The sequence below is a fragment of the Marinobacter antarcticus genome, from assembly GCF_900142385.1.
Lineage (GTDB): Bacteria > Pseudomonadota > Gammaproteobacteria > Pseudomonadales > Oleiphilaceae > Marinobacter > Marinobacter antarcticus.
Map to the genome: position 1 here is coordinate 373,470 of NZ_FRAQ01000001.1, position 16,980 is coordinate 390,449.

At 57.1% G+C, this 16,980-nt stretch carries 18 protein-coding genes; 11 read left to right on the forward strand and 7 right to left on the reverse strand.

The annotated features are described in order from the left end of the window. Window positions 1-15: 15 nt before the first annotated feature. From argF to BUA49_RS01825, 11 genes are read left to right on the forward strand one after another with little or no spacing between them, the layout of a single operon-like run. A complete protein-coding gene (gene argF / locus BUA49_RS01775) occupies window positions 16-1,017 on the forward strand; it encodes an ornithine carbamoyltransferase (protein WP_072795078.1) in 1,002 nt (333 codons plus the stop codon). 34 nt (window positions 1,018-1,051) lie between these two features. Further along, window positions 1,052-1,975, forward strand: coding sequence for a carbamate kinase (gene arcC, locus BUA49_RS01780; protein ID WP_072795079.1), 924 nt, complete (start codon window positions 1,052-1,054; stop codon window positions 1,973-1,975). Between the two features lie 18 nt (window positions 1,976-1,993). Then, a complete protein-coding gene (gene atpD / locus BUA49_RS01785) occupies window positions 1,994-3,421 on the forward strand; it encodes a F0F1 ATP synthase subunit beta (RefSeq protein ID WP_084063463.1) in 1,428 nt (475 codons plus the stop codon). Continuing rightward, window positions 3,418-3,828: an ATPase gene (locus BUA49_RS01790; RefSeq protein ID WP_072795080.1), complete on the forward strand. Its 411-nt coding sequence runs from the start codon at window positions 3,418-3,420 to the stop codon at window positions 3,826-3,828. The genes atpD and BUA49_RS01790 overlap by 4 nt, the downstream gene beginning before the upstream one ends. Then, on the forward strand, window positions 3,825-4,127 hold the full coding sequence (locus BUA49_RS01795) for an AtpZ/AtpI family protein (RefSeq protein ID WP_072795081.1): 303 nt from the start codon (window positions 3,825-3,827) through the stop codon (window positions 4,125-4,127). The genes BUA49_RS01790 and BUA49_RS01795 overlap by 4 nt, the downstream gene beginning before the upstream one ends. Beyond that, complete coding sequence (locus BUA49_RS01800; RefSeq protein ID WP_228704378.1) at window positions 4,124-4,438, forward strand: ATP synthase subunit I; 315 nt, start codon at window positions 4,124-4,126, stop codon at window positions 4,436-4,438. Before BUA49_RS01795 ends, BUA49_RS01800 begins: the two co-directional genes overlap by 4 nt. Next, on the forward strand, window positions 4,438-5,190 hold the full coding sequence (locus tag BUA49_RS01805; RefSeq protein WP_072795082.1) for a F0F1 ATP synthase subunit A: 753 nt from the start codon (window positions 4,438-4,440) through the stop codon (window positions 5,188-5,190). Before BUA49_RS01800 ends, BUA49_RS01805 begins: the two co-directional genes overlap by 1 nt. Continuing rightward, the gene (locus BUA49_RS01810; protein ID WP_072795083.1) at window positions 5,187-5,468 is read left to right on the forward strand and encodes a F0F1 ATP synthase subunit C; all 282 of its coding nucleotides are present in this window, start codon (window positions 5,187-5,189) and stop codon (window positions 5,466-5,468) included. The genes BUA49_RS01805 and BUA49_RS01810 overlap by 4 nt, the downstream gene beginning before the upstream one ends. A gap of 8 nt (window positions 5,469-5,476) precedes the next feature. Next, entirely contained in the window at window positions 5,477-6,247 is a 771-nt protein-coding gene (locus BUA49_RS01815) for a F0F1 ATP synthase subunit B family protein (RefSeq protein WP_072795084.1), read from the forward strand. A 20-nt stretch (window positions 6,248-6,267) separates the two neighbouring features. Then, window positions 6,268-7,815 carry a F0F1 ATP synthase subunit alpha gene (locus BUA49_RS01820; RefSeq protein WP_072795085.1) on the forward strand — a complete coding sequence of 516 codons (1,548 nt, stop codon included), beginning with the start codon at window positions 6,268-6,270 and terminating at the stop codon, window positions 7,813-7,815. Next, window positions 7,799-8,707, forward strand: a complete 909-nt coding sequence (locus tag BUA49_RS01825; protein WP_072795086.1) for a F0F1 ATP synthase subunit gamma — start codon at window positions 7,799-7,801, stop codon at window positions 8,705-8,707. The genes BUA49_RS01820 and BUA49_RS01825 overlap by 17 nt, the downstream gene beginning before the upstream one ends. A gap of 15 nt (window positions 8,708-8,722) precedes the next feature. On the opposite strand, the gene BUA49_RS01830 is transcribed toward BUA49_RS01825, so the two are convergent. The 7 genes from BUA49_RS01830 to BUA49_RS01860 form a co-directional block, all read right to left on the reverse strand. Next, on the reverse strand, window positions 8,723-9,505 hold the full coding sequence (locus BUA49_RS01830; RefSeq protein ID WP_072795087.1) for an SDR family oxidoreductase: 783 nt from the start codon (window positions 9,503-9,505) through the stop codon (window positions 8,723-8,725). Then, window positions 9,492-11,663 (reverse strand): AMP-binding protein, encoded by a 2,172-nt coding sequence (locus tag BUA49_RS01835; RefSeq protein WP_072795088.1) that lies wholly within the window; start codon window positions 11,661-11,663, stop codon window positions 9,492-9,494. Before BUA49_RS01835 ends, BUA49_RS01830 begins: the two co-directional genes overlap by 14 nt. After that, window positions 11,647-12,357 (reverse strand): thermostable hemolysin, encoded by a 711-nt coding sequence (locus BUA49_RS01840; protein ID WP_228704379.1) that lies wholly within the window; start codon window positions 12,355-12,357, stop codon window positions 11,647-11,649. Before BUA49_RS01840 ends, BUA49_RS01835 begins: the two co-directional genes overlap by 17 nt. Window positions 12,358-12,518: 161 nt before the next feature. Further along, window positions 12,519-13,286 carry an ABC transporter ATP-binding protein gene (locus BUA49_RS01845; RefSeq protein ID WP_072795089.1) on the reverse strand — a complete coding sequence of 256 codons (768 nt, stop codon included), beginning with the start codon at window positions 13,284-13,286 and terminating at the stop codon, window positions 12,519-12,521. Continuing rightward, window positions 13,286-14,245 (reverse strand): FecCD family ABC transporter permease, encoded by a 960-nt coding sequence (locus BUA49_RS01850; protein WP_072795090.1) that lies wholly within the window; start codon window positions 14,243-14,245, stop codon window positions 13,286-13,288. The genes BUA49_RS01845 and BUA49_RS01850 overlap by 1 nt, the downstream gene beginning before the upstream one ends. A 30-nt stretch (window positions 14,246-14,275) precedes the next feature. Next, entirely contained in the window at window positions 14,276-15,139 is an 864-nt protein-coding gene (locus BUA49_RS01855) for a cobalamin-binding protein (protein ID WP_407656684.1), read from the reverse strand. An 83-nt stretch (window positions 15,140-15,222) separates the two neighbouring features. Further along, window positions 15,223-16,932, reverse strand: coding sequence for a TonB-dependent receptor domain-containing protein (locus BUA49_RS01860; RefSeq protein ID WP_228704381.1), 1,710 nt, complete (start codon window positions 16,930-16,932; stop codon window positions 15,223-15,225). Window positions 16,933-16,980: the final 48 nt, after the last annotated feature.

The following is a 16,980-nucleotide window of genomic DNA, read 5'->3' on the forward strand; positions in this document are numbered from 1 at the left end:
GAAAGGATAAAGACCATGGCTTTTAATCTGAAGAATCGTCACTTTCTGACCTTGCGTGATTTCTCTCCGCAGGAAATCAGCTTTCTGCTGAAGCTATCGACGGATCTGAAGGCGGCCAAATACGCCGGCACCGAAGTTCCGCAACTAAATGGTAAGGAAATCGCCTTGATCTTCGAAAAGAACTCCACCCGCACACGGGTCGGGTTCGAGGTGGCCGCTTACGACCAGGGTGCCAGAGTCACCTATCTCGGGCCCTCAGGAACCCACATTGGCCACAAGGAATCGGTAAAGGATACCGCCCGGGTGCTGGGCCGTGTCTACGATGCCATTGAGTACCGGGGTTTTGGCCAGAAGCTTGTTGAAGAGTTGGCGCAATACGCTGGCGTGCCGGTCTATAACGGCCTGACCGATGAGTTCCACCCCACGCAGATTCTCGCTGACTTTCTCACCATGCAGGAGCACGTGGAGAAGCCGTTGCACAAGGTCGCCTATGCCTTTCTCGGCGACGCCGCAAATAACATGGGCGATAGCCTGCTGATCGGTGGTGCCAAAATGGGCATGGATGTTCGTCTGTGTGCTCCAAAAGCCTGCTGGCCACGCCAGACAGTGCAGGATGAGGCTCAGGCAATCGCACGGGAAACCGGTGCCCGCATTACCATTACCGAGGATGTGGATGCCGCCGTCGCCGGCGTCGACTTTGTCTACACCGATGTCTGGGTATCCATGGGCGAATCGAAAGAAAAGTGGGGTGACCGGATCAAGCTGTTAATGCCCTATCAGGTGAATACTGCCGTCATGGAAAAGACCGGCAACCCCCGCGCCCGCTTCATGCATTGCCTGCCGGCCTTCCACAATACCGACACCATCGTTGGTAAAGAAATTCAGGCAGAATTCGGAATCAGTGCCATGGAGGTAACCGACGAGGTTTTCGAAAGCCCTGCGTCGATTGTTTTCGATCAGGCGGAAAACCGTATGCACACCATCAAAGCAGTGCTGGTAGCCACTCTCGGGGCCTGATTCCCATGCGGAATGCTGATAAAGGATGCACAGTATGCTGATTGTTGCAGCTCTGGGCGGCAACGCCCTGTTGAAACGCGGTGAACCACTGACGGCTGAAGCCCAGCGCACCAATGTTCGAAAAGCAGCGACATCACTGGCGGAGCTGGTGCGCGCTGGGCACCGACTGGTCATTACCCATGGCAATGGCCCTCAGGTAGGCTTGCTGGCATTGCAGGGCGCAGCCTATATGCCTGAAGAAGCCTACCCGCTGGATGTTCTGGGTGCTGAGACCGGCGGCATGATCGGCTACATGATCGAGCAGGAAATAGAAAACACCCTCGGCCATGATCGCCCTGTTGCGACTCTGCTCACCCAGGTTGTTGTCGACCGGAACGACCCGGCATTCGCCAATCCGACCAAATTTATCGGCCCGGTCTACGATAAGGCAGAAGCAGAGTCACGGGCAGCGGCCGCAGGCTGGAATATCGCAGCCGATGGCGACAAGTGGCGCAGAGTAGTTCCGTCGCCTGCTCCCATAGAAATACCTGACATGCGCGTGCTGAAATTGCTGCTGGATCAGGAAGTGATCGTTATCTGTACCGGCGGTGGCGGCATTCCGGTGCTGCGCCGTAACGACGGCAGCATGATCGGTGTTGAAGCGGTCATCGACAAGGATGCGGCCAGTGCTTTACTTGCACGTGAGTTAGGCGCTGATGCCCTGCTACTGCTGACCGATGTGGATGCAGTGTATCGCGACTTCGGCACACCGACCGCAGCCCCGGTTCGCAAAGTCACCCCTGAGCAGGCAAGGGCGCTTGATGTACCGGCCGGTTCCATGGGTCCGAAGGTGGCAGCAGCCTGCAATTTTGCGGAGACTGGAGGCATCAGCGGCATTGGCCGGCTGGAAGATGCTCTTGCTATCCTGGAGTCGCGAGCGGGAACGCTCATCACTGGATCGGCCACGAACAACCCTTAACCGCTCAGGCACGTTGTCATGTCGAATCAAGTCGTTTCCACTCCAGTCCAAGCGGACCCGAGCCATGCCTCTGGCGCCGACGCAGCCACTCACGGGGAAGTTATAGGCATTCGCGGCGGTGTTGTTGACGTGCGCTTCCCGCAGGCCTCTCCGCGTATTCACGACCTACTCTATGCCGGCAGTCTGGCCCTGGAAGTAGCCTCGCTGCTAGAAAGCGGCGCAGTACGCTGTATGGCACTGGCACCGGTGCGAGGGCTTGGGCTTGGCATGCCGGTACGAGCTACCGGCATGCCCATTCAGGTGCCGGTAGGCGACGCGGTGCTGGGGCGCATGCTCAACGTGTTTGGCGAACCCATTGATAACAAACCCGCTCCCGCTTCTGACATTCGCCGTTCCATTCACCAGCCGCCACCCGCACTTGAAGACCGCGTGGTGCACAGCGACATTCTGGAGACCGGCATCAAGGCGATCGACTTACTGTCGCCCATCGAGCGTGGCGGCAAGACCGGGCTTTTTGGCGGCGCCGGGGTTGGCAAAACCGTGCTGATCACCGAACTTATCAACAACACGGTTCAGCACTATCAGGGGGTCAGCCTGTTTTGCGGCATTGGCGAGCGCTCCCGCGAGGCCGAAGAGCTGTATCGGGAAATGGGCGACGCCGGCGTGCGGGACAAAACCGTGATGCTGTTCGGGCAAATGAACGAAGCCCCAGGCGTGCGCTTTCTGGTCGGCAAAACGGCACTCACCATGGCGGAGTATTTTCGTGACGATCAGAAACAGGACGTGCTGTTGCTCATCGACAATATTTTCCGCTTCGTGCAGGCGGGGGCAGAGGTTTCCGGGCTGATGGGCCGAATGCCTTCGCGGGTTGGCTACCAGCCTACCCTGGCAACGGAACTGGCCTCTCTCGAGGAGCGCATCACAAGTACTCGTAACGGAGCGATCACCTCTATTCAGGCGGTATACGTTCCCGCAGATGATTTCACCGACCCTGCGGCCGCTCATATTTTCTCTCATCTTTCAGCGTCTGTGGTACTTTCACGCAAGCGCGCCAGTGAGGGCCTTTACCCTGCAGTTGACCCGCTTGGCTCCGCTTCCGTGATGTTAACGCCTGCCATGGTCGGCCAGCGCCATTATGATATTGCCCGGGCAGTAAGACGCACACTCGCCGAGTATGAAGACCTGCGCGATATTATAGCGATGCTGGGCATGGAAGAACTCTCAGCCGCAGACCGCGCAACCGTGGCACGGGCGCGTCGACTTGAACGCTTTCTTACGCAACCATTTTTCACCACGGGCTCCTTTACGGGTAATGATGGAAAGCGCGTGCCGGTCAAAGACACTCTGGACGGCTGTGAAACCATCCTGAACCAGACGGAATTCGACGATAACGAAACTGACTATTACATGATTGGTTCCCTCAAAGATCTGAAGGCGAAATCATGAGTCTGGCAGACACAATGCAGGTAACGCTGAGGCTGCCAACCCGCACGCTGTTCAACGGCAGTGTTCAGAGGTTGTTTGCCAGGGCGGAGAACGGCGCTTTCGGCATGCTTCCGAACCATACGGACTTTGTTACAGCGCTGGTTCCTTCGGTACTTATTCTCACCACAGAAGACGGCGGGGAAATGTTTTTCGGCATTGACGAAGGCATACTGATGAAGAAAGGCTATCAGGTGGACATTGCTATACGCCGCGGCGTTCAGGGTTCCGATCTTGACACCCTGCACGAGACCATCCAGGCAGCTTTTATTGAAGTGGACGAAGAAGAACGGGTGGCGCGCTCGGCGCTGTCACGACTCGAAGCAGGCATAGTCCGGCGCTTTGGTGACTTGCGGAAGCCCACGGTATGAGCACGAAAAAAGACCGATCTACAGATGAAATCAGGCGCAGTGCCGAACGCATGAAACGCGCTCGCAGCGAGCCCGGCGTTAGCCCACTGCGAGGACTGGGAGCTTTCGGAATCATCGGTTGGTCGGTCGCAGTGCCCACCGTTGGTGGCGCATTTCTCGGATTATGGCTGAACAAAGTGGCGCCGCAGAACTTTTCCTGGCCCATTGCGCTGATTCTGGGCGGTGTTGTTGTCGGAGGCATGATTTCCTGGAACTGGATTGGCAAAGAAGGGCCGGATCAGAAGGGAGACAAGCGGTGATAACGGTAGACTGGCAAGCAGTGCTGTTGGGGTTTTCTGTTGGCTTACCCATCGGCGCACTTTTCTTTTTAGGCCTGGCTTGGGGCATGCGGCGCGCTCTGACCTCTCACCGGCCTGGGCTCTGGCTTATAGTCAGCGCTTTCTGCCGAATCGCGGTATTGCTGGCCGTTGGTTTCTGGGTAATCGCTACCGCCGAAAGTAACTGGGCAGTGGCGGGTTACACACTGGCATTTTTCCTGGCACGATTGATTGCGGTGCTCTGGGCCAGAGTGGGCAAGAAATCTGCCATTACCAGACAGGAGGGGACATAATGCAGCTTACCCCCGATGATATTATTGTGTTCACGCTGGCTGGCTGGAAGGTCAACGCCACCATCGTCAACACCTGGATCGTGATGGTACTGCTGGTGGGTATTTCCATGGTGATTACCCGCAACCTGCGCGCCGATGTGCCGCCCAACCGTTGGCGTACGACTCTGGAGGTCATCGTCAAGCTGATTCAGAACCAGATCGAGGAAGTCACCCGAAACTCTGCACGCCACGTGATGTATTTTGCCGGCACCTTGTTCCTGTTCATTGCACTATCAAACTTAATGCTGGTGATACCGGGATTTACGCCGCCCACTTCCTCCTTATCTACCACTGCCGCACTGGCCTTGTCTGTGCTGATGGCCGTGCCGGTGTTTGGCATTGCCAGCGGCGGTGTAGGGAGCTACCTCAAAACGTTTATTGAGCCTTCAGTCATCATGCTACCGTTCAACATCATCGGGGAGTTCTCGCGGGGTATCTCGCTGGCCATCCGCCTGTATGGCAACGTGATGAGCGGCGCCGTCATAGCCGCCATTTTGCTAACAGTAGCTCCCTTTTTCTTTCCGGTGGTCATGGACATGCTCGGACTATTAACCGGCATAATTCAGGCCTATATCTTTGCCATTCTTGCCACTGTTTATATTTCATCGGCTACAACAGAGCCATCGTCAACAGAGCCAGCCTCTTCAGCTGCTCAGAAGCAGAATTCAATACCTGAATCAAAATTATCAACCGACCAGGAAGAAAAATCATGACGGATCTCGTAATTATTGCAGCCATTTCGATATTTACGGCTGGCATGACAGTGTCTTTCGGCGCCCTGGGCCCGGCACTTGGAGAAGGGCGGGCTGCCGCCGCCGCAATTGCCGCCATCGCCCAGCAACCGGATGCCGCCGCGACCTTGTCCCGAACCCTGTTTGTGAGCCTGGCCATGATTGAATCCACCGCCATCTACTGTTTTGTGGTGGCTATGATTCTGATTTTCGCCAACCCGTTCTGGGACGCAGCAATGCAGGTCGCCGCAGGAGGCTAGAGCAGATCATGTCCATTGACTGGATTACCGTCATCGCGCAGATCGCCAACTTCCTGGTGCTGGTCTGGCTGCTGAAACGTTTTCTCTACCGCCCGATTCTTGACGGCATTGATGCCCGCGAGGCTGAAATAACCCGCCGCATGGCCGAAGCTGGAGAGGCAGAGAAAAAAGCACAGACGGCAGAAGCCGAATATCGCCAGCAGCAAAAACAGCTGCTGGCAGACCAGAATGCGGTAGCCGAACAGGCTCTACAGGCGTCAGAAAACCAGCGCGATTCTCTGCTGGCTGATGCCCGCGCCAAACTTGAGCAGGAGCAGAAAGACTGGCAAAAACACCTTGAGCGCGAGCGCCAGAAATTCACCGCGCAACTGCAGCGAGCCGGAGAAGAGACCCTGCTCGAGCTGACCCGAAAAGCACTGCGCGATCTCGCGGATGAATCGCTGGAAGAGGCCATTGTTCGCCGAGTCAGCGCGCGGCTGCGCCCGATTGCGAGCGAGCTCTCCGAAGCCGCAGGTGACAGCAAAGAGGCGGTGGCTACCAGCCGCGATACTTTACCGGAGGCGGCACAGGCACTTATGCAGGCAGATATCAAAAGCCTGCTGCCAGGCATAAGCCTACGCTTTGAAACTGACTCACAGCAGTCGCCAGGGTTGGTTCTGCGTGTTGGCGGAGCCCAGGTAGCCTGGACGGTCGACAGCTACACCGAAGAGTTCGATGCGCTGTTAAGCGAACGCATGGCTGCTGGCGCTTCCGGGCGGATGCAACCCGGCGATTCTTAAAGAGCTTAGGTAAAAACGCAATGACCGTTAGCGATCACAGTGCTCCGGAAAACCGCTCCGAATTACATTCAGCAGAGCATTTCGATGCGTGGCGGGAAACTCTGCTGGCAACGCCCGCGCCCGCCCCGATACTGACCGAAGTCGGCCGGGTAACCGAAGTGGGCGACGGCGTTGCGATCGTGACTGGGCTCGCCCGCGCTCTGGCGGATGAGTTGCTGGTATTTGAATGCGGCGTTCGCGGCATCGTACTGGATCTGGAGCCTGAGCGGCTCGGCGTTGTTCTGCTCGGGCCTTCGGAGCTCATTACCCTGGGCGAAGATGTACGCCGCACACGTAAAGTGGTGAGCGTACCTGTCGGCCCTGCTCTGCTCGGCCGTGTGATCGACGCCATGGGCCGCCCCAGAGACGGCCTGGACGCTATTGCCGCAGTAGCGGAAACGCCCATTGAAGCGGAAGCGCCGGGCATTCTCAGCCGCTCGGCTATTTTCCGACCGCTGGCAACGGGCATAAAGACGATCGATGCTGTGGTACCCGTGGGCTTGGGACAACGCGAATTAATCATCGGTGACCGCCAGACCGGTAAAACCTCCATCGCCGTGGACACCATACTCAATCAGTCGCGATCACAGGTTATCTGCATCTATTGCGCCATCGGGCAGCGTGGCGATGCGGTATCCCGGGTGATCGGCGCCTTGAAAAAAGGCAACATGATGGCCCGCAGCATTGTTATGTCTGCCGGTGACGAAGAGACACCGGGGCTGGCTTACATTGCACCTTATGCCGCTATGGCCATGGCCGAGTATTTTTCCGATCAGGGCCGGGATGTATTGATCATTTTTGATGACCTGACACACCATGCCCGCTCCTATCGGGAACTGTCGCTGCTTTTACGCCGGCCACCGGGGCGCGAAGCTTTCCCCGGCGATATATTCTACGTTCATGCCCGCCTGCTGGAGCGGGCCGGCCAGTTTACCCAGGAAGCTGGCGGCGGCTCGATCACCGCCTTGCCTGTGGTGGAAACCCAGGCGGAGAATCTGTCAGCCTATATTCCCACCAACCTGATTTCCATTACCGATGGCCAGATTTACCTGTCGCCGCGGCTGGTGCGTAAGAACCAGTTTCCTGCCGTTGACCTGGGGCTGTCGGTCTCCCGCGTGGGAGGCAAGGCTCAGAGCCGGACCCTGCGCGAAGTGGCCGGCAATCTGCGGGTGACTCTGTCACAGTTTGAAGAGCTGGAGGATTTTGCCCGCTTTGGTACGCGGCTGGACGACGTCACACGCGCGCGACTGACCCGTGGCTCGGCGGTCCGCAATGCACTGCGCCAGGCAGAGCGTGATCCGATGCCCGCCGCAGAACAGCTGGCAGTTCTGATCGCGGCCATGGAAGGCCTTTTCGATACCTTGTCAGAACAGAAACTGACCGATGCCATGGGACGTATTCGTGCCGCCGCGAGGAAACATTTACAAGTCATTGACGAACGCATCAGCGAAGACAAGGCATTGAGCGAGGAAGACCGCAAACTGATTATTGCCACTGCAAACGAGGCCTGTCATGGCCCAAACGCTTGAAACTCTCTCCCGGCACAGCGATACGCTGAAAAGTATTCGTGGCATCGTCCACACCATGAAGACTTTGTCTGCGATAAACGCTTCACCCTACGAGCACGCCGCCCGCTCAATTGAAGCCTATCACCAGACCATACTTCAGGGCTTTGCCGCCTTCGCTTACCGGACCGGCGAGATTGCCCTGCGCCGGGATGGCGCGCTTGAACACCTGGTCATCGTCTTCGGCTCCGACCACGGCCTCTGTGGCAACTACAACGAGATTCTTGCAGATTTGGTAAAGCAGCATTGCCAGACGCAAATCATCGGCAAACGATGCCTTCTTTGCATCGGGGCGCAGATGAACGATGCTCTGGATGATCAGGGCCTGACACCTGACGCTGTTCTGCTACCACCGGCGTCTGCCGACGGCATCGGCCGCCTCGCCGGCGATATCGTTACCCGGATAGACCGTTTCAGCCAAGGCCAGCCACTGGCCCACCTGGCCGTCACTCTGGCATTTACCCAGCGCGGCGAGCAGGGCCTGCGGGAACCGGTGACGCGAAGGCTTCTGCCACTGAATCCGGCGCTGCTACAGCGTGAAAAGTACTGGAATTCCTGCTCGCTTCCGGATTACACCATGCCCGCCGACGCTCTTCTGTCGTCGCTAATTCGCAGCCATATCTTCGCCAGCGTATTCCGCGCCTCGGCCGAAGCCATGGTCACTGAAAACTCGGCAAGGCTGGCGCTGATGCAGCAAGCCGAACAGTCAGTGGATGAACGCATTGAGCAGGTTCTGGGTGAGCTCCGGTCAGTGCGTCAGACAGAAATCACCAATGAACTGATGGATTTGATTATTGGGTTTGAGGCGCTAAAAAAACGCGGAAAGCGTAAGGGCGAGCAAGCACAACGAACATAGACACAGTTGGCCACTTCATGAAGACTTTCCTGCATTGAGAAAGCGCCGGATCACCGGCAGTTGCTTCAGCATGGCTTTATCGACAATGCGCGGCAGTATCCCGTTAATCACCACAAACAGTTTCTCGGGCCAGCCGATGAACCGGCGGCGTTCGTCATTTTCCATGGCTTTCAGGATTTCTGATGCCACCGCCTGCGGAGTGTCAACGCGGTTACCAAGGGCACGATTCAACTCATTTACGGCTTCCGCATTCATTTCGGTGGCAGTGGCCCGGGGCGCTACGTAGACCACCTGAAGCGCCGTATCCGCCAGTTCCCGGCGCAGGGCTTCGGTGAACCCCCTAAGGCCGAACTTGGCGGCGCAATAGGCGGTATAACCGGGAAAGCCGATACTGCCGAAAGTCGACCCCACAAACACCAGAGCGCCGCCACCCGCCTTCTCGAATCGGGGGACAAAATGTCTGGCGACGAGCATGGCGGAGCGCAGGTTCACACTATACTGGGCATCGAGTTCGCTGACGGTCATGGAAGCAAGTCCGGCAAAGCGATTCTGCCCGGCACAATGGATCATACCGTCGATATCAGGATAAGCCTCACTCAGGCGCACCAGCTGTTGGTCCAGATCTATCGCGGCGAGATCCAGGTGCACCGCGGAAACACCCTCCCGGTGATCTGTCCTTTCCGGATGCCGGGATGCCACGATGACACGGGCGCCCGCCAGAACCAGCGGATCAACCAGAGCCTTACCAATGCCGCCGGTTCCGCCCAACAGGAGGAACACGCGATCATGCAGCCTCATGGCGTGGCTCCTTGCGACTGGCGGGCACCGGGATGCTGTGCAGCATATCGCCGTAGAGCCGATACACCACACGGGCGGCGTCAATAATCGCCTGTTGGTCGTCCGGATCAGTGATGTCGTTCATGAGGTTGCGGAAGAAATCGAAATGCTCCTGATCGAGAGCGCCGTGGGAATACAAGTAGCTGAACGCCTCATCCGGAAGCCCCAGGAGTTTCTGGATCTGCTCTCCCAAAGGTGTGGCCAGCTCTACGGACGTGCCCTCAAGCACCTGGACCATACCGAAGAACGCCGCCGGATTGCCCCGGTTAATCTGATCGTACAGATAGGACACCATAAGCTCGATGGATAGATCCGGCTTGCCCTTGCGAATCGCTTCCCTATCGGCGCCGCAGGCTTCCAGGTCGTTCAGAATCCACTCGTCGTGGCCGTACTCCTCATCAATGTATTCAACAAGCGCCTTGCGGACGAACTCCATCCGCCGGGGCAACCTGGCACCACAGGCCATCATCAAAGGCACCGTGTGCTTGACGTGGTGGAAGGCCTGGGTCAGAAACCAGGTATAGGACTCAAGGCTGAAACAACCCTCAGCAATCGCCTTGACCACCGGCGCGCCGGTAACATGAGCCCGTGCTTTCGCTGTTTCTTGCTGCAATTTGTCAAAAAATGCCATGTGAGATTCTCCTGGCTGATTCGCCAATGATGTCGAAATAAATAGGGGGAAAGACCCTGCCAGCAGAGTCGGCAGATCGGCCTGAATGTGTGCCCGGGCGGGGCGACCGTTCGCAGTGATATAACCGTCGGACTGGCTGAGTAGCTGCCGACGGATGTACACCGTCACCAGACGAGCGTAATCCGGCAGGCCTTGATTGAGCCGTTGCAGAGACCGGGCAAGAACCTCTGGTGAACGGCCATCGGTCACGGTAACCAACGCCATTGGCTGTGGTTCACCATCACCAAAGACCACGGCCTGGCGAATGCCCAGCCCCTGAACAAGTTCACTCTCCAGCCACTCCGGGCTAATATTGCGGCCAAAGCTGGTAATCAGCAGGTTCTTAGAACGGCCATGGACCGTCAGGAAGCCATCAGAGCTGAGCGCTCCCAGGTCGCCGGTATCCAGCCATTCAGACGCCTCCGGCTCATCGCCCAGATAACCCAGGTGGGTATTGCCGCGAACCAGAATATGACCGCCAGCATCTACCCTGATATCGATGTGGAACAAAGGTTTACCGACAGTGCCTTCACGCTCGGCAGCCGGCACATTCAACGCCACGACGGAGCTACATTCAGACAGGCCATAGCCTTCGTAGAGTGGCAAGCCGGCTGCGCGGCCACGGGCCAGAAGCTCCGGGGATACCCGGCCTCCGCCGACGGCCAGAAACCGGAATGACCGACTGTCCAGTTGTCCCTGCTCGGCGGTGGCAACCAATGCCATGGCCAGTTCCGGCACAAGGATCAGCGACTGAGGCCCGTTTTGATGAATGCCCTCCACGAGTTTGCCGAGATTCAGGCCACTGCTTCCGGTCATCCCCAGGCTGGCTAATGGCGCCACATTAACCGTGGCACCCATGAGCAATGGCAGATAAACCCCCGCGATATTCTCCAGCAGCGTCGCCAGTGGCAGGATGCACAGATGCTTTTGCAGATCGACACCCGCCAGCTGCCTTTTCAGGGCCAGGGTAGTTGCCGTCATCTGCTTTACCGACAGGCAAACACCTTTGGGGGTTCCGGTACTGCCGGAAGTGAAGGTAATTTTGGCGGTGCCTTCCGGCATCCAGGACCCGGCGGCAAAAACCGGCAAAGAGCGAAACCAGACACCATGGCCCAAGTGCTCGCTGCCCGGCGTGTCTTCGCTGGACAGCAAGCATTCCAGGCCCGCCCGCTCAACAAGGTGAGCAGTCTGGGATTCCGAGAAAAAAACCGGCACCGGCACGCAAACGACATCAGCCAACAGGCAGGCGAGGTCAGCCAGAATCCAGGGAATGGCGTTGTCTCCGCACACACCGGCACGCTTTATCCCCAACTGGTTCAACTGCTCGGCCAGAGCCTCTGCCGACCGGACCATCTGTGCATAACTCAGTTCCGATTCCGGCCCTTGCAAGGCTATGCGGGAAGGGTGCACCATCGCCTGGCGTTTGAGTAATTCAGGCAAGGCAGCCATAAGCGCCTCCCTGCTCCAAACCGTCTGAGCCTTCGCCTGGCAACGCCGGCTGAATCAGGCGCAGTATGCCCGCCTGCCGCAGTGCGGTGAGGCTGTCAGCCACTTTGATGGCCATCACCACCGGATGATGATCATAGTACCGGCCCCAGCCGGCGCCACCATCGGGCAACCTCGCCGGATCCGCATTGGCCAGCACACGGGTGGCTATCCCCATGCGGTGAAAACTGTTATTCAGTTGACCCGTTCCCGTACACACCACCCACTCATAACCCGCGCCTTCCAGCCACACCGACAATGAGGCAAACAGGTATCTGCTGACACCGGCCTCGACACCGGCAAGGTGAGCAATCTCTGCAATCTTGTGACGCTCAATGCCCGACACCGGCATCGCACCTTCGACCGGAACAGACAGGTAGTCCTCAAGAAACAGAGGCTCCAGGGCAGCATTTCGAACGCCCACTGCGGCCAGAAGGGTGCCCTTTGCCGAAGTCAAAGCCAGTAATGACGGAATCCGCAGCGAGGGTTCGGCCCCATAGGCCTGAAAAAACCGTCGCCGAATAAATCCAGCGACCGTAGCGGCCAATTCGGTGTTCGGGTGAATCTCGATCAACCAGCGCCCGGCACAACGAATGGCCGGAACTAACTCCCGCGAATCCGGTGGGCAATGTATGGACATCGTCATCGGGTCGGTCATAAGCGTTCTCCGACAGCTCTCGGGCGACACGCCCGTGATATTGAGAGTCAGATTAGCTAACAAGCCTTAATCCAGGCTTAAGTCGCGCCAGCAGAATGCTTAAGCGCGACTTAAGATTTCAATGCCCGTCCAAGGCGCAAGGGGGGAGTCTCAACAAGGTATCAAACGGCAGGCACAAACACCGAGACGCCATCTGCCTGAAGGGTCATCAGTCGCTGGTTGTACAAACGCTCCAGAGCCTCCGGCACCAACATAGTTTCCACCGGGCCCCAGCAGGCATCGCCATTGGTGTATAGCAGCAGAACATGGCTACACCAGCGGGCAGCCAGATTCAGGTCATGCAGGCACATAAAAACGGCTTTCCCGCCATCCGCCTGATCCCGAAGCAGGTTCATCACCTTTACCTGATGATGCAGATCCAGATGATTGGTGGGCTCATCCAGCAGCCAGATATCCGGATTCTGAGTCATCAAGGTGGCGATAGCGACACGCTGACGCTCACCGCCAGACAGCGTGTTCAGCAAGCGATCAGCCAAATAGTCTACATCCAGCGCCGCCAGAGCCTGCTCAGCTCGTACCTGATCCTCACCCTGCGCACTCTCCCAGGGTGACAGCCAGGGATGGCGGCCGATAAGAGCGGTTTCCATTACCGTCGCAGGGAAACTGTCCTGACGTTCCTGAAACACCAGGCCCAGTTGCCGGGCAATATCCCGGCGTTTCAGGTCTTTTAACCGTGAGTCATTCAGCATCACCTGCCCACTGCGAACCGGCAGCAAACCAGCGAGTGTATGCAGCAAGGTGGTCTTACCGGCCCCATTGGGGCCAAGCACACCCCAGATCTGGCCCGGTTCAATGCTCATATTCAGAGTAAGGCCATCGGGCCTGCCCGGAACATTAATGATCAGGTCGCGGGTGCGTAACGTGCTCATCAGCGGCTCCGATGCAGCAGATAAAGGAATGTGGGCACGCCCAGCAAAGCCGTGATCACCCCAACCGGGAGCTGCTCCGGAGCAATCACCGTGCGCGCCAGCGTGTCCGCAAGCACCAGCAAAGTACCGCCAGCCAGGGCACTGGCTGGCAGGATAATGCGCTGATCGTTACCCAGAACCAGCCTGAGCATGTGGGGCACAATCAAACCAACAAATCCGATACTGCCTGCGGTGGTCACTGCTGTGGCCGTCAGCAGGCTGGCAAAAAGATAAATCGTCCATTCCAGTGGACGCACAGATACACCCAGTGCCGCTGCCTGCAAGGGTCCGCGTGCCAGCACATTCAGATTGCGGGCAAGGGGCATAATCAGTACTACCGAACAAACCAGCACCACCAGCGCAGGCCAAGGCGTGCGGGCGTAGGAGACATCACCCATCAACCAGTAAAGCATGCCGGGGAGTTTGTACGAAGGCGTGATGGCCAGCATCAGGGTGATCACGGCACCCCAGCCGGCTGCAACCACCACACCCGTGAGCAGCAGGCGGGACGGTGTCCAGCTTCCCGTGCCGTGAGCGATGCCAAAGACCAGCAGCGTTGCCAGCATGGCTCCGGCGAAGGCGGAACCTGATATCAGCAGAGTTCCCATTCCAGCCAGCATCGCCAGCAGCGCACCCACCGCAGCACCGCCAGATAACCCCAGCACATAGGGATCGGCCAGCGGATTTCGCAGAAGTACCTGCATAAGCGCGCCAGCAACCGCCAGCAAACCACCCGTGGCAAAAGCTGCAAGAGTGCGCGGCAGGCGCAGGTCCAGTAAAAGGGTGCGATTCAGAACGCTGCCTTCGCCCTGAATAACCTGCCAAAGCTCGGGAAAGGAGACATTGACGCTACCCAGCGCCAGGGCCACCAGAACGGCGAAAAGCGCTATCACGCTGAGACTGATCAGAGGGCGGACCATCAGCCGCCCGCCTGCAAATTGTCACCGCTATCAGAGGCGCTCACGGGCAACATCCAGCTTTTCACAAATCAGTCTGGTGGCTTCGAGAAGCCGCGGCGTCGGCCTTGATATCGATGATGCGGGTACAAAGAACAGGTTATTTCGTTTAACGGCGCTTAGCCCGGAATAGCTTTTCCAAAGGTCGAGCTGGTCATCGCTGACACCGTCAACGCTTGCAGTAATAATGGCATGAGGGTTGGCCTGCAGCACCACCTCTGCGCTGATTCGTGGCACCAGGCGCGGCATACCACCAAAGACGTTCATGCCACCACACAGCTGAAGCACCTTGCCAATCAAATGATCGTTATTAATAGTCATAAGAGGCTGCGCCCAAACCTGGTAAAAAACCGGTATGGCTTCAGCATCGCGGTACTGCTCAGACAACTCACTAATACCAGCGCGAAAACGTTCTGCTTCAGCAAAACCCTCGGTCTCCGTTCCTGCCAGCGCAGACAGACGCTCAATAGCACTGGAAACCCCTTCAAATGTACGCGGCTCAATGGCAAACAGCGGCAAACCAAGCTCTTGCAGCAGTTCGACCTGTGCTGGCGGGTTACCCGTTACCCAAGTGATGACCAGATCTGGCTTGAGCGCCAGCAGCGCTTCCATATCTATCCGGGTGTTAGTACCCACTGATGGCAGTTCCAGAGCGGCGGGAGGGTAGTCACTGTATGCCACAACCGCGACAATCTGATCACCGGCGCCGGCAGAAAACATGAGCTCGGTCGCTCCTGGAGACAGCGTTACTATGCGCTTGGCCGGTGCAGGAAGGCAGACGGTCTGGCCGGAATCATCCCGGACGCATATAGCAGTGCCCTCTCTGCTATATGACGCAAGAACAACAAAAATCACAATAGCCAAGAAAGACCAGGCATTGATTCTATAAGTTCTTGTCCTCACATCTTTTTCCGGGCCGAACAAACGAGTTACCATACCTTTTAAAGACCGAATTCATACCTTACAGAGAGAAATGCGGTCCGGCCAGCGCTGATATAATCCGCATTATCGAACCGCTTGGCTGTCGTGTATTCTTTATCCAGAACGTTACCCAGGGTTAGAGAGGCAACCCAACCTGGGGCAAGGTCCTTCCGGGCACGGAGATCCCATGTGCCATAGCCAGCAATACGCTCACGGCCAATCATAAAGAGATCATCATACCGCTGACTTTCGGCGCGAACTGTTGTACCTAAAACCCAGGTGCCAAGCTCTTTGTCCAGATCCACGCGAACCGTATTCTCAGCCCTCCGGATCAATTGTCTCCCATCTCTTTTATCCTCGTAGTCGCCTGCGCTGGCAACAACTTTGAGGCTCCAACCATTTTGAATCCAGCCACTACTGAACTCGACACCCCGCAAGCGAGCTTCCGGTATGCTCCCGGCGGCATCTTGCGATGGCAGAGACAGGTCTTCTACATCTGAATGGAATACAGCTACGTCCCAGAACCATCTCACATAACGACCTTCTATCCCCAGCTCATAACTTGTTGCTTCTTCTGGCTGAAGATCGGGGTTCCCAAAGTTTGGGTAGTAAAGATCGTTGAAGGACGGTGCCTTGAACGACGTACCCGCACTGGCACGAATTCGATGATGTCTGTCCAGTGCATATCCGGCTCCGGCGCCCCAGGTTTGCTCGGTACCGTACGATTCATTATCGTCGCTCCGCGCGCTTAAATGGATATCCAGCGCCCCAAAGTTCAATAGTGCCTGACTAAAAACAGCACTGTTGGAGCGGCTGCGCTCGTCATAAGACACAGAGCTGTCTACCTGATCCACCGTATACTCAGCTCCCAGCACAAATTCGTGAGTACCCGAGGTCAGCCAGTTTTCCAATCGAGAATTTCGAGTTCTGGTATTGAAGACCCCGGGAAAGGAACTAAAGTCTTCCAACTCATCTCTCGCATCGGATAACTGCAGTAATGTTCGCCAGTTTTCGGTAACAGGAACATCCAAACTCACACCCGCGACCTGGAATACGAAATCCTCTTCACCACCCGCGTATTCACTGTCACCGTCAGCATTCAGGAACGTGAAACCAGTGCGGACGCCATTATTGAATTCATGAGAGCCGCTCGCGGCGCCCGACGTGCTGTTGTAGCTTTTGTCATCACCGTCTCTGATAACAGGCGCGCCCTCCGTCCGGAAGCGATTAACGCCAATACTAAGTTTTGATGAATTACCCGAAAATGCTGCACCGGCGGCATATTGTTGGCTGTCATAATTCCCGGCACCAGCCTCTAACCAACCGCTCTTGCCCTCATGTTGAGGCAAGGTAAAGGCCTGTATCACGCCGCCAACCGCATCAGCACCATAGAGACTACTCCGACCGCCTCTGACAATTTCAATTCGGTTGATTAACTGAGGCGGCAGATACTGCCACGCAGCACCACCAACCGTCGCGGAACGAACTCGAATGCCATCCACCAGAAGTACAGACGCGTCTGAAGCGTGCCCCCTGATAAAAACACTGGTTTGCTTGCCAAACGACCCACTCCGGGAAACGGATACGCCAGGCTGGGATTCGAGGAGTTCACGAAATTCTTTTGGCTGTTGAAGGCGAATATCTTTCTCACCGATAACGGTCACCGAAGAAAGACTTTCTCCAGTGGTTTTCGGGCCAAGGGTCGCAGTGACAACGATAGGATCCGTCAAAGAATCTGTCGATTCCTGCGAGATCACAACTGAAAAAGGATTGAGAGA

Coding starts and splice junctions, on each gene's coding strand:
- argF (WP_072795078.1), top strand. CDS start 16: ATGGCTTTTAATCTGAAGAATCGTCACTTTCTGACCTTGCGTGATTTC.
- arcC (WP_072795079.1), top strand. CDS start 1,052: ATGCTGATTGTTGCAGCTCTGGGCGGCAACGCCCTGTTGAAACGCGGT.
- atpD (WP_084063463.1), top strand. CDS start 1,994: ATGTCGAATCAAGTCGTTTCCACTCCAGTCCAAGCGGACCCGAGCCAT.
- BUA49_RS01790 (WP_072795080.1), top strand. CDS start 3,418: ATGAGTCTGGCAGACACAATGCAGGTAACGCTGAGGCTGCCAACCCGC.
- BUA49_RS01795 (WP_072795081.1), top strand. CDS start 3,825: ATGAGCACGAAAAAAGACCGATCTACAGATGAAATCAGGCGCAGTGCC.
- BUA49_RS01805 (WP_072795082.1), top strand. CDS start 4,438: ATGCAGCTTACCCCCGATGATATTATTGTGTTCACGCTGGCTGGCTGG.
- BUA49_RS01810 (WP_072795083.1), top strand. CDS start 5,187: ATGACGGATCTCGTAATTATTGCAGCCATTTCGATATTTACGGCTGGC.
- BUA49_RS01815 (WP_072795084.1), top strand. CDS start 5,477: ATGTCCATTGACTGGATTACCGTCATCGCGCAGATCGCCAACTTCCTG.
- BUA49_RS01820 (WP_072795085.1), top strand. CDS start 6,268: ATGACCGTTAGCGATCACAGTGCTCCGGAAAACCGCTCCGAATTACAT.
- BUA49_RS01825 (WP_072795086.1), top strand. CDS start 7,799: ATGGCCCAAACGCTTGAAACTCTCTCCCGGCACAGCGATACGCTGAAA.
- BUA49_RS01830 (WP_072795087.1), bottom strand. CDS start 9,505: ATGAGGCTGCATGATCGCGTGTTCCTCCTGTTGGGCGGAACCGGCGGC.
- BUA49_RS01835 (WP_072795088.1), bottom strand. CDS start 11,663: ATGGCTGCCTTGCCTGAATTACTCAAACGCCAGGCGATGGTGCACCCT.
- BUA49_RS01840 (WP_228704379.1), bottom strand. CDS start 12,357: ATGACCGACCCGATGACGATGTCCATACATTGCCCACCGGATTCGCGG.
- BUA49_RS01845 (WP_072795089.1), bottom strand. CDS start 13,286: ATGAGCACGTTACGCACCCGCGACCTGATCATTAATGTTCCGGGCAGG.
- BUA49_RS01850 (WP_072795090.1), bottom strand. CDS start 14,245: ATGGTCCGCCCTCTGATCAGTCTCAGCGTGATAGCGCTTTTCGCCGTT.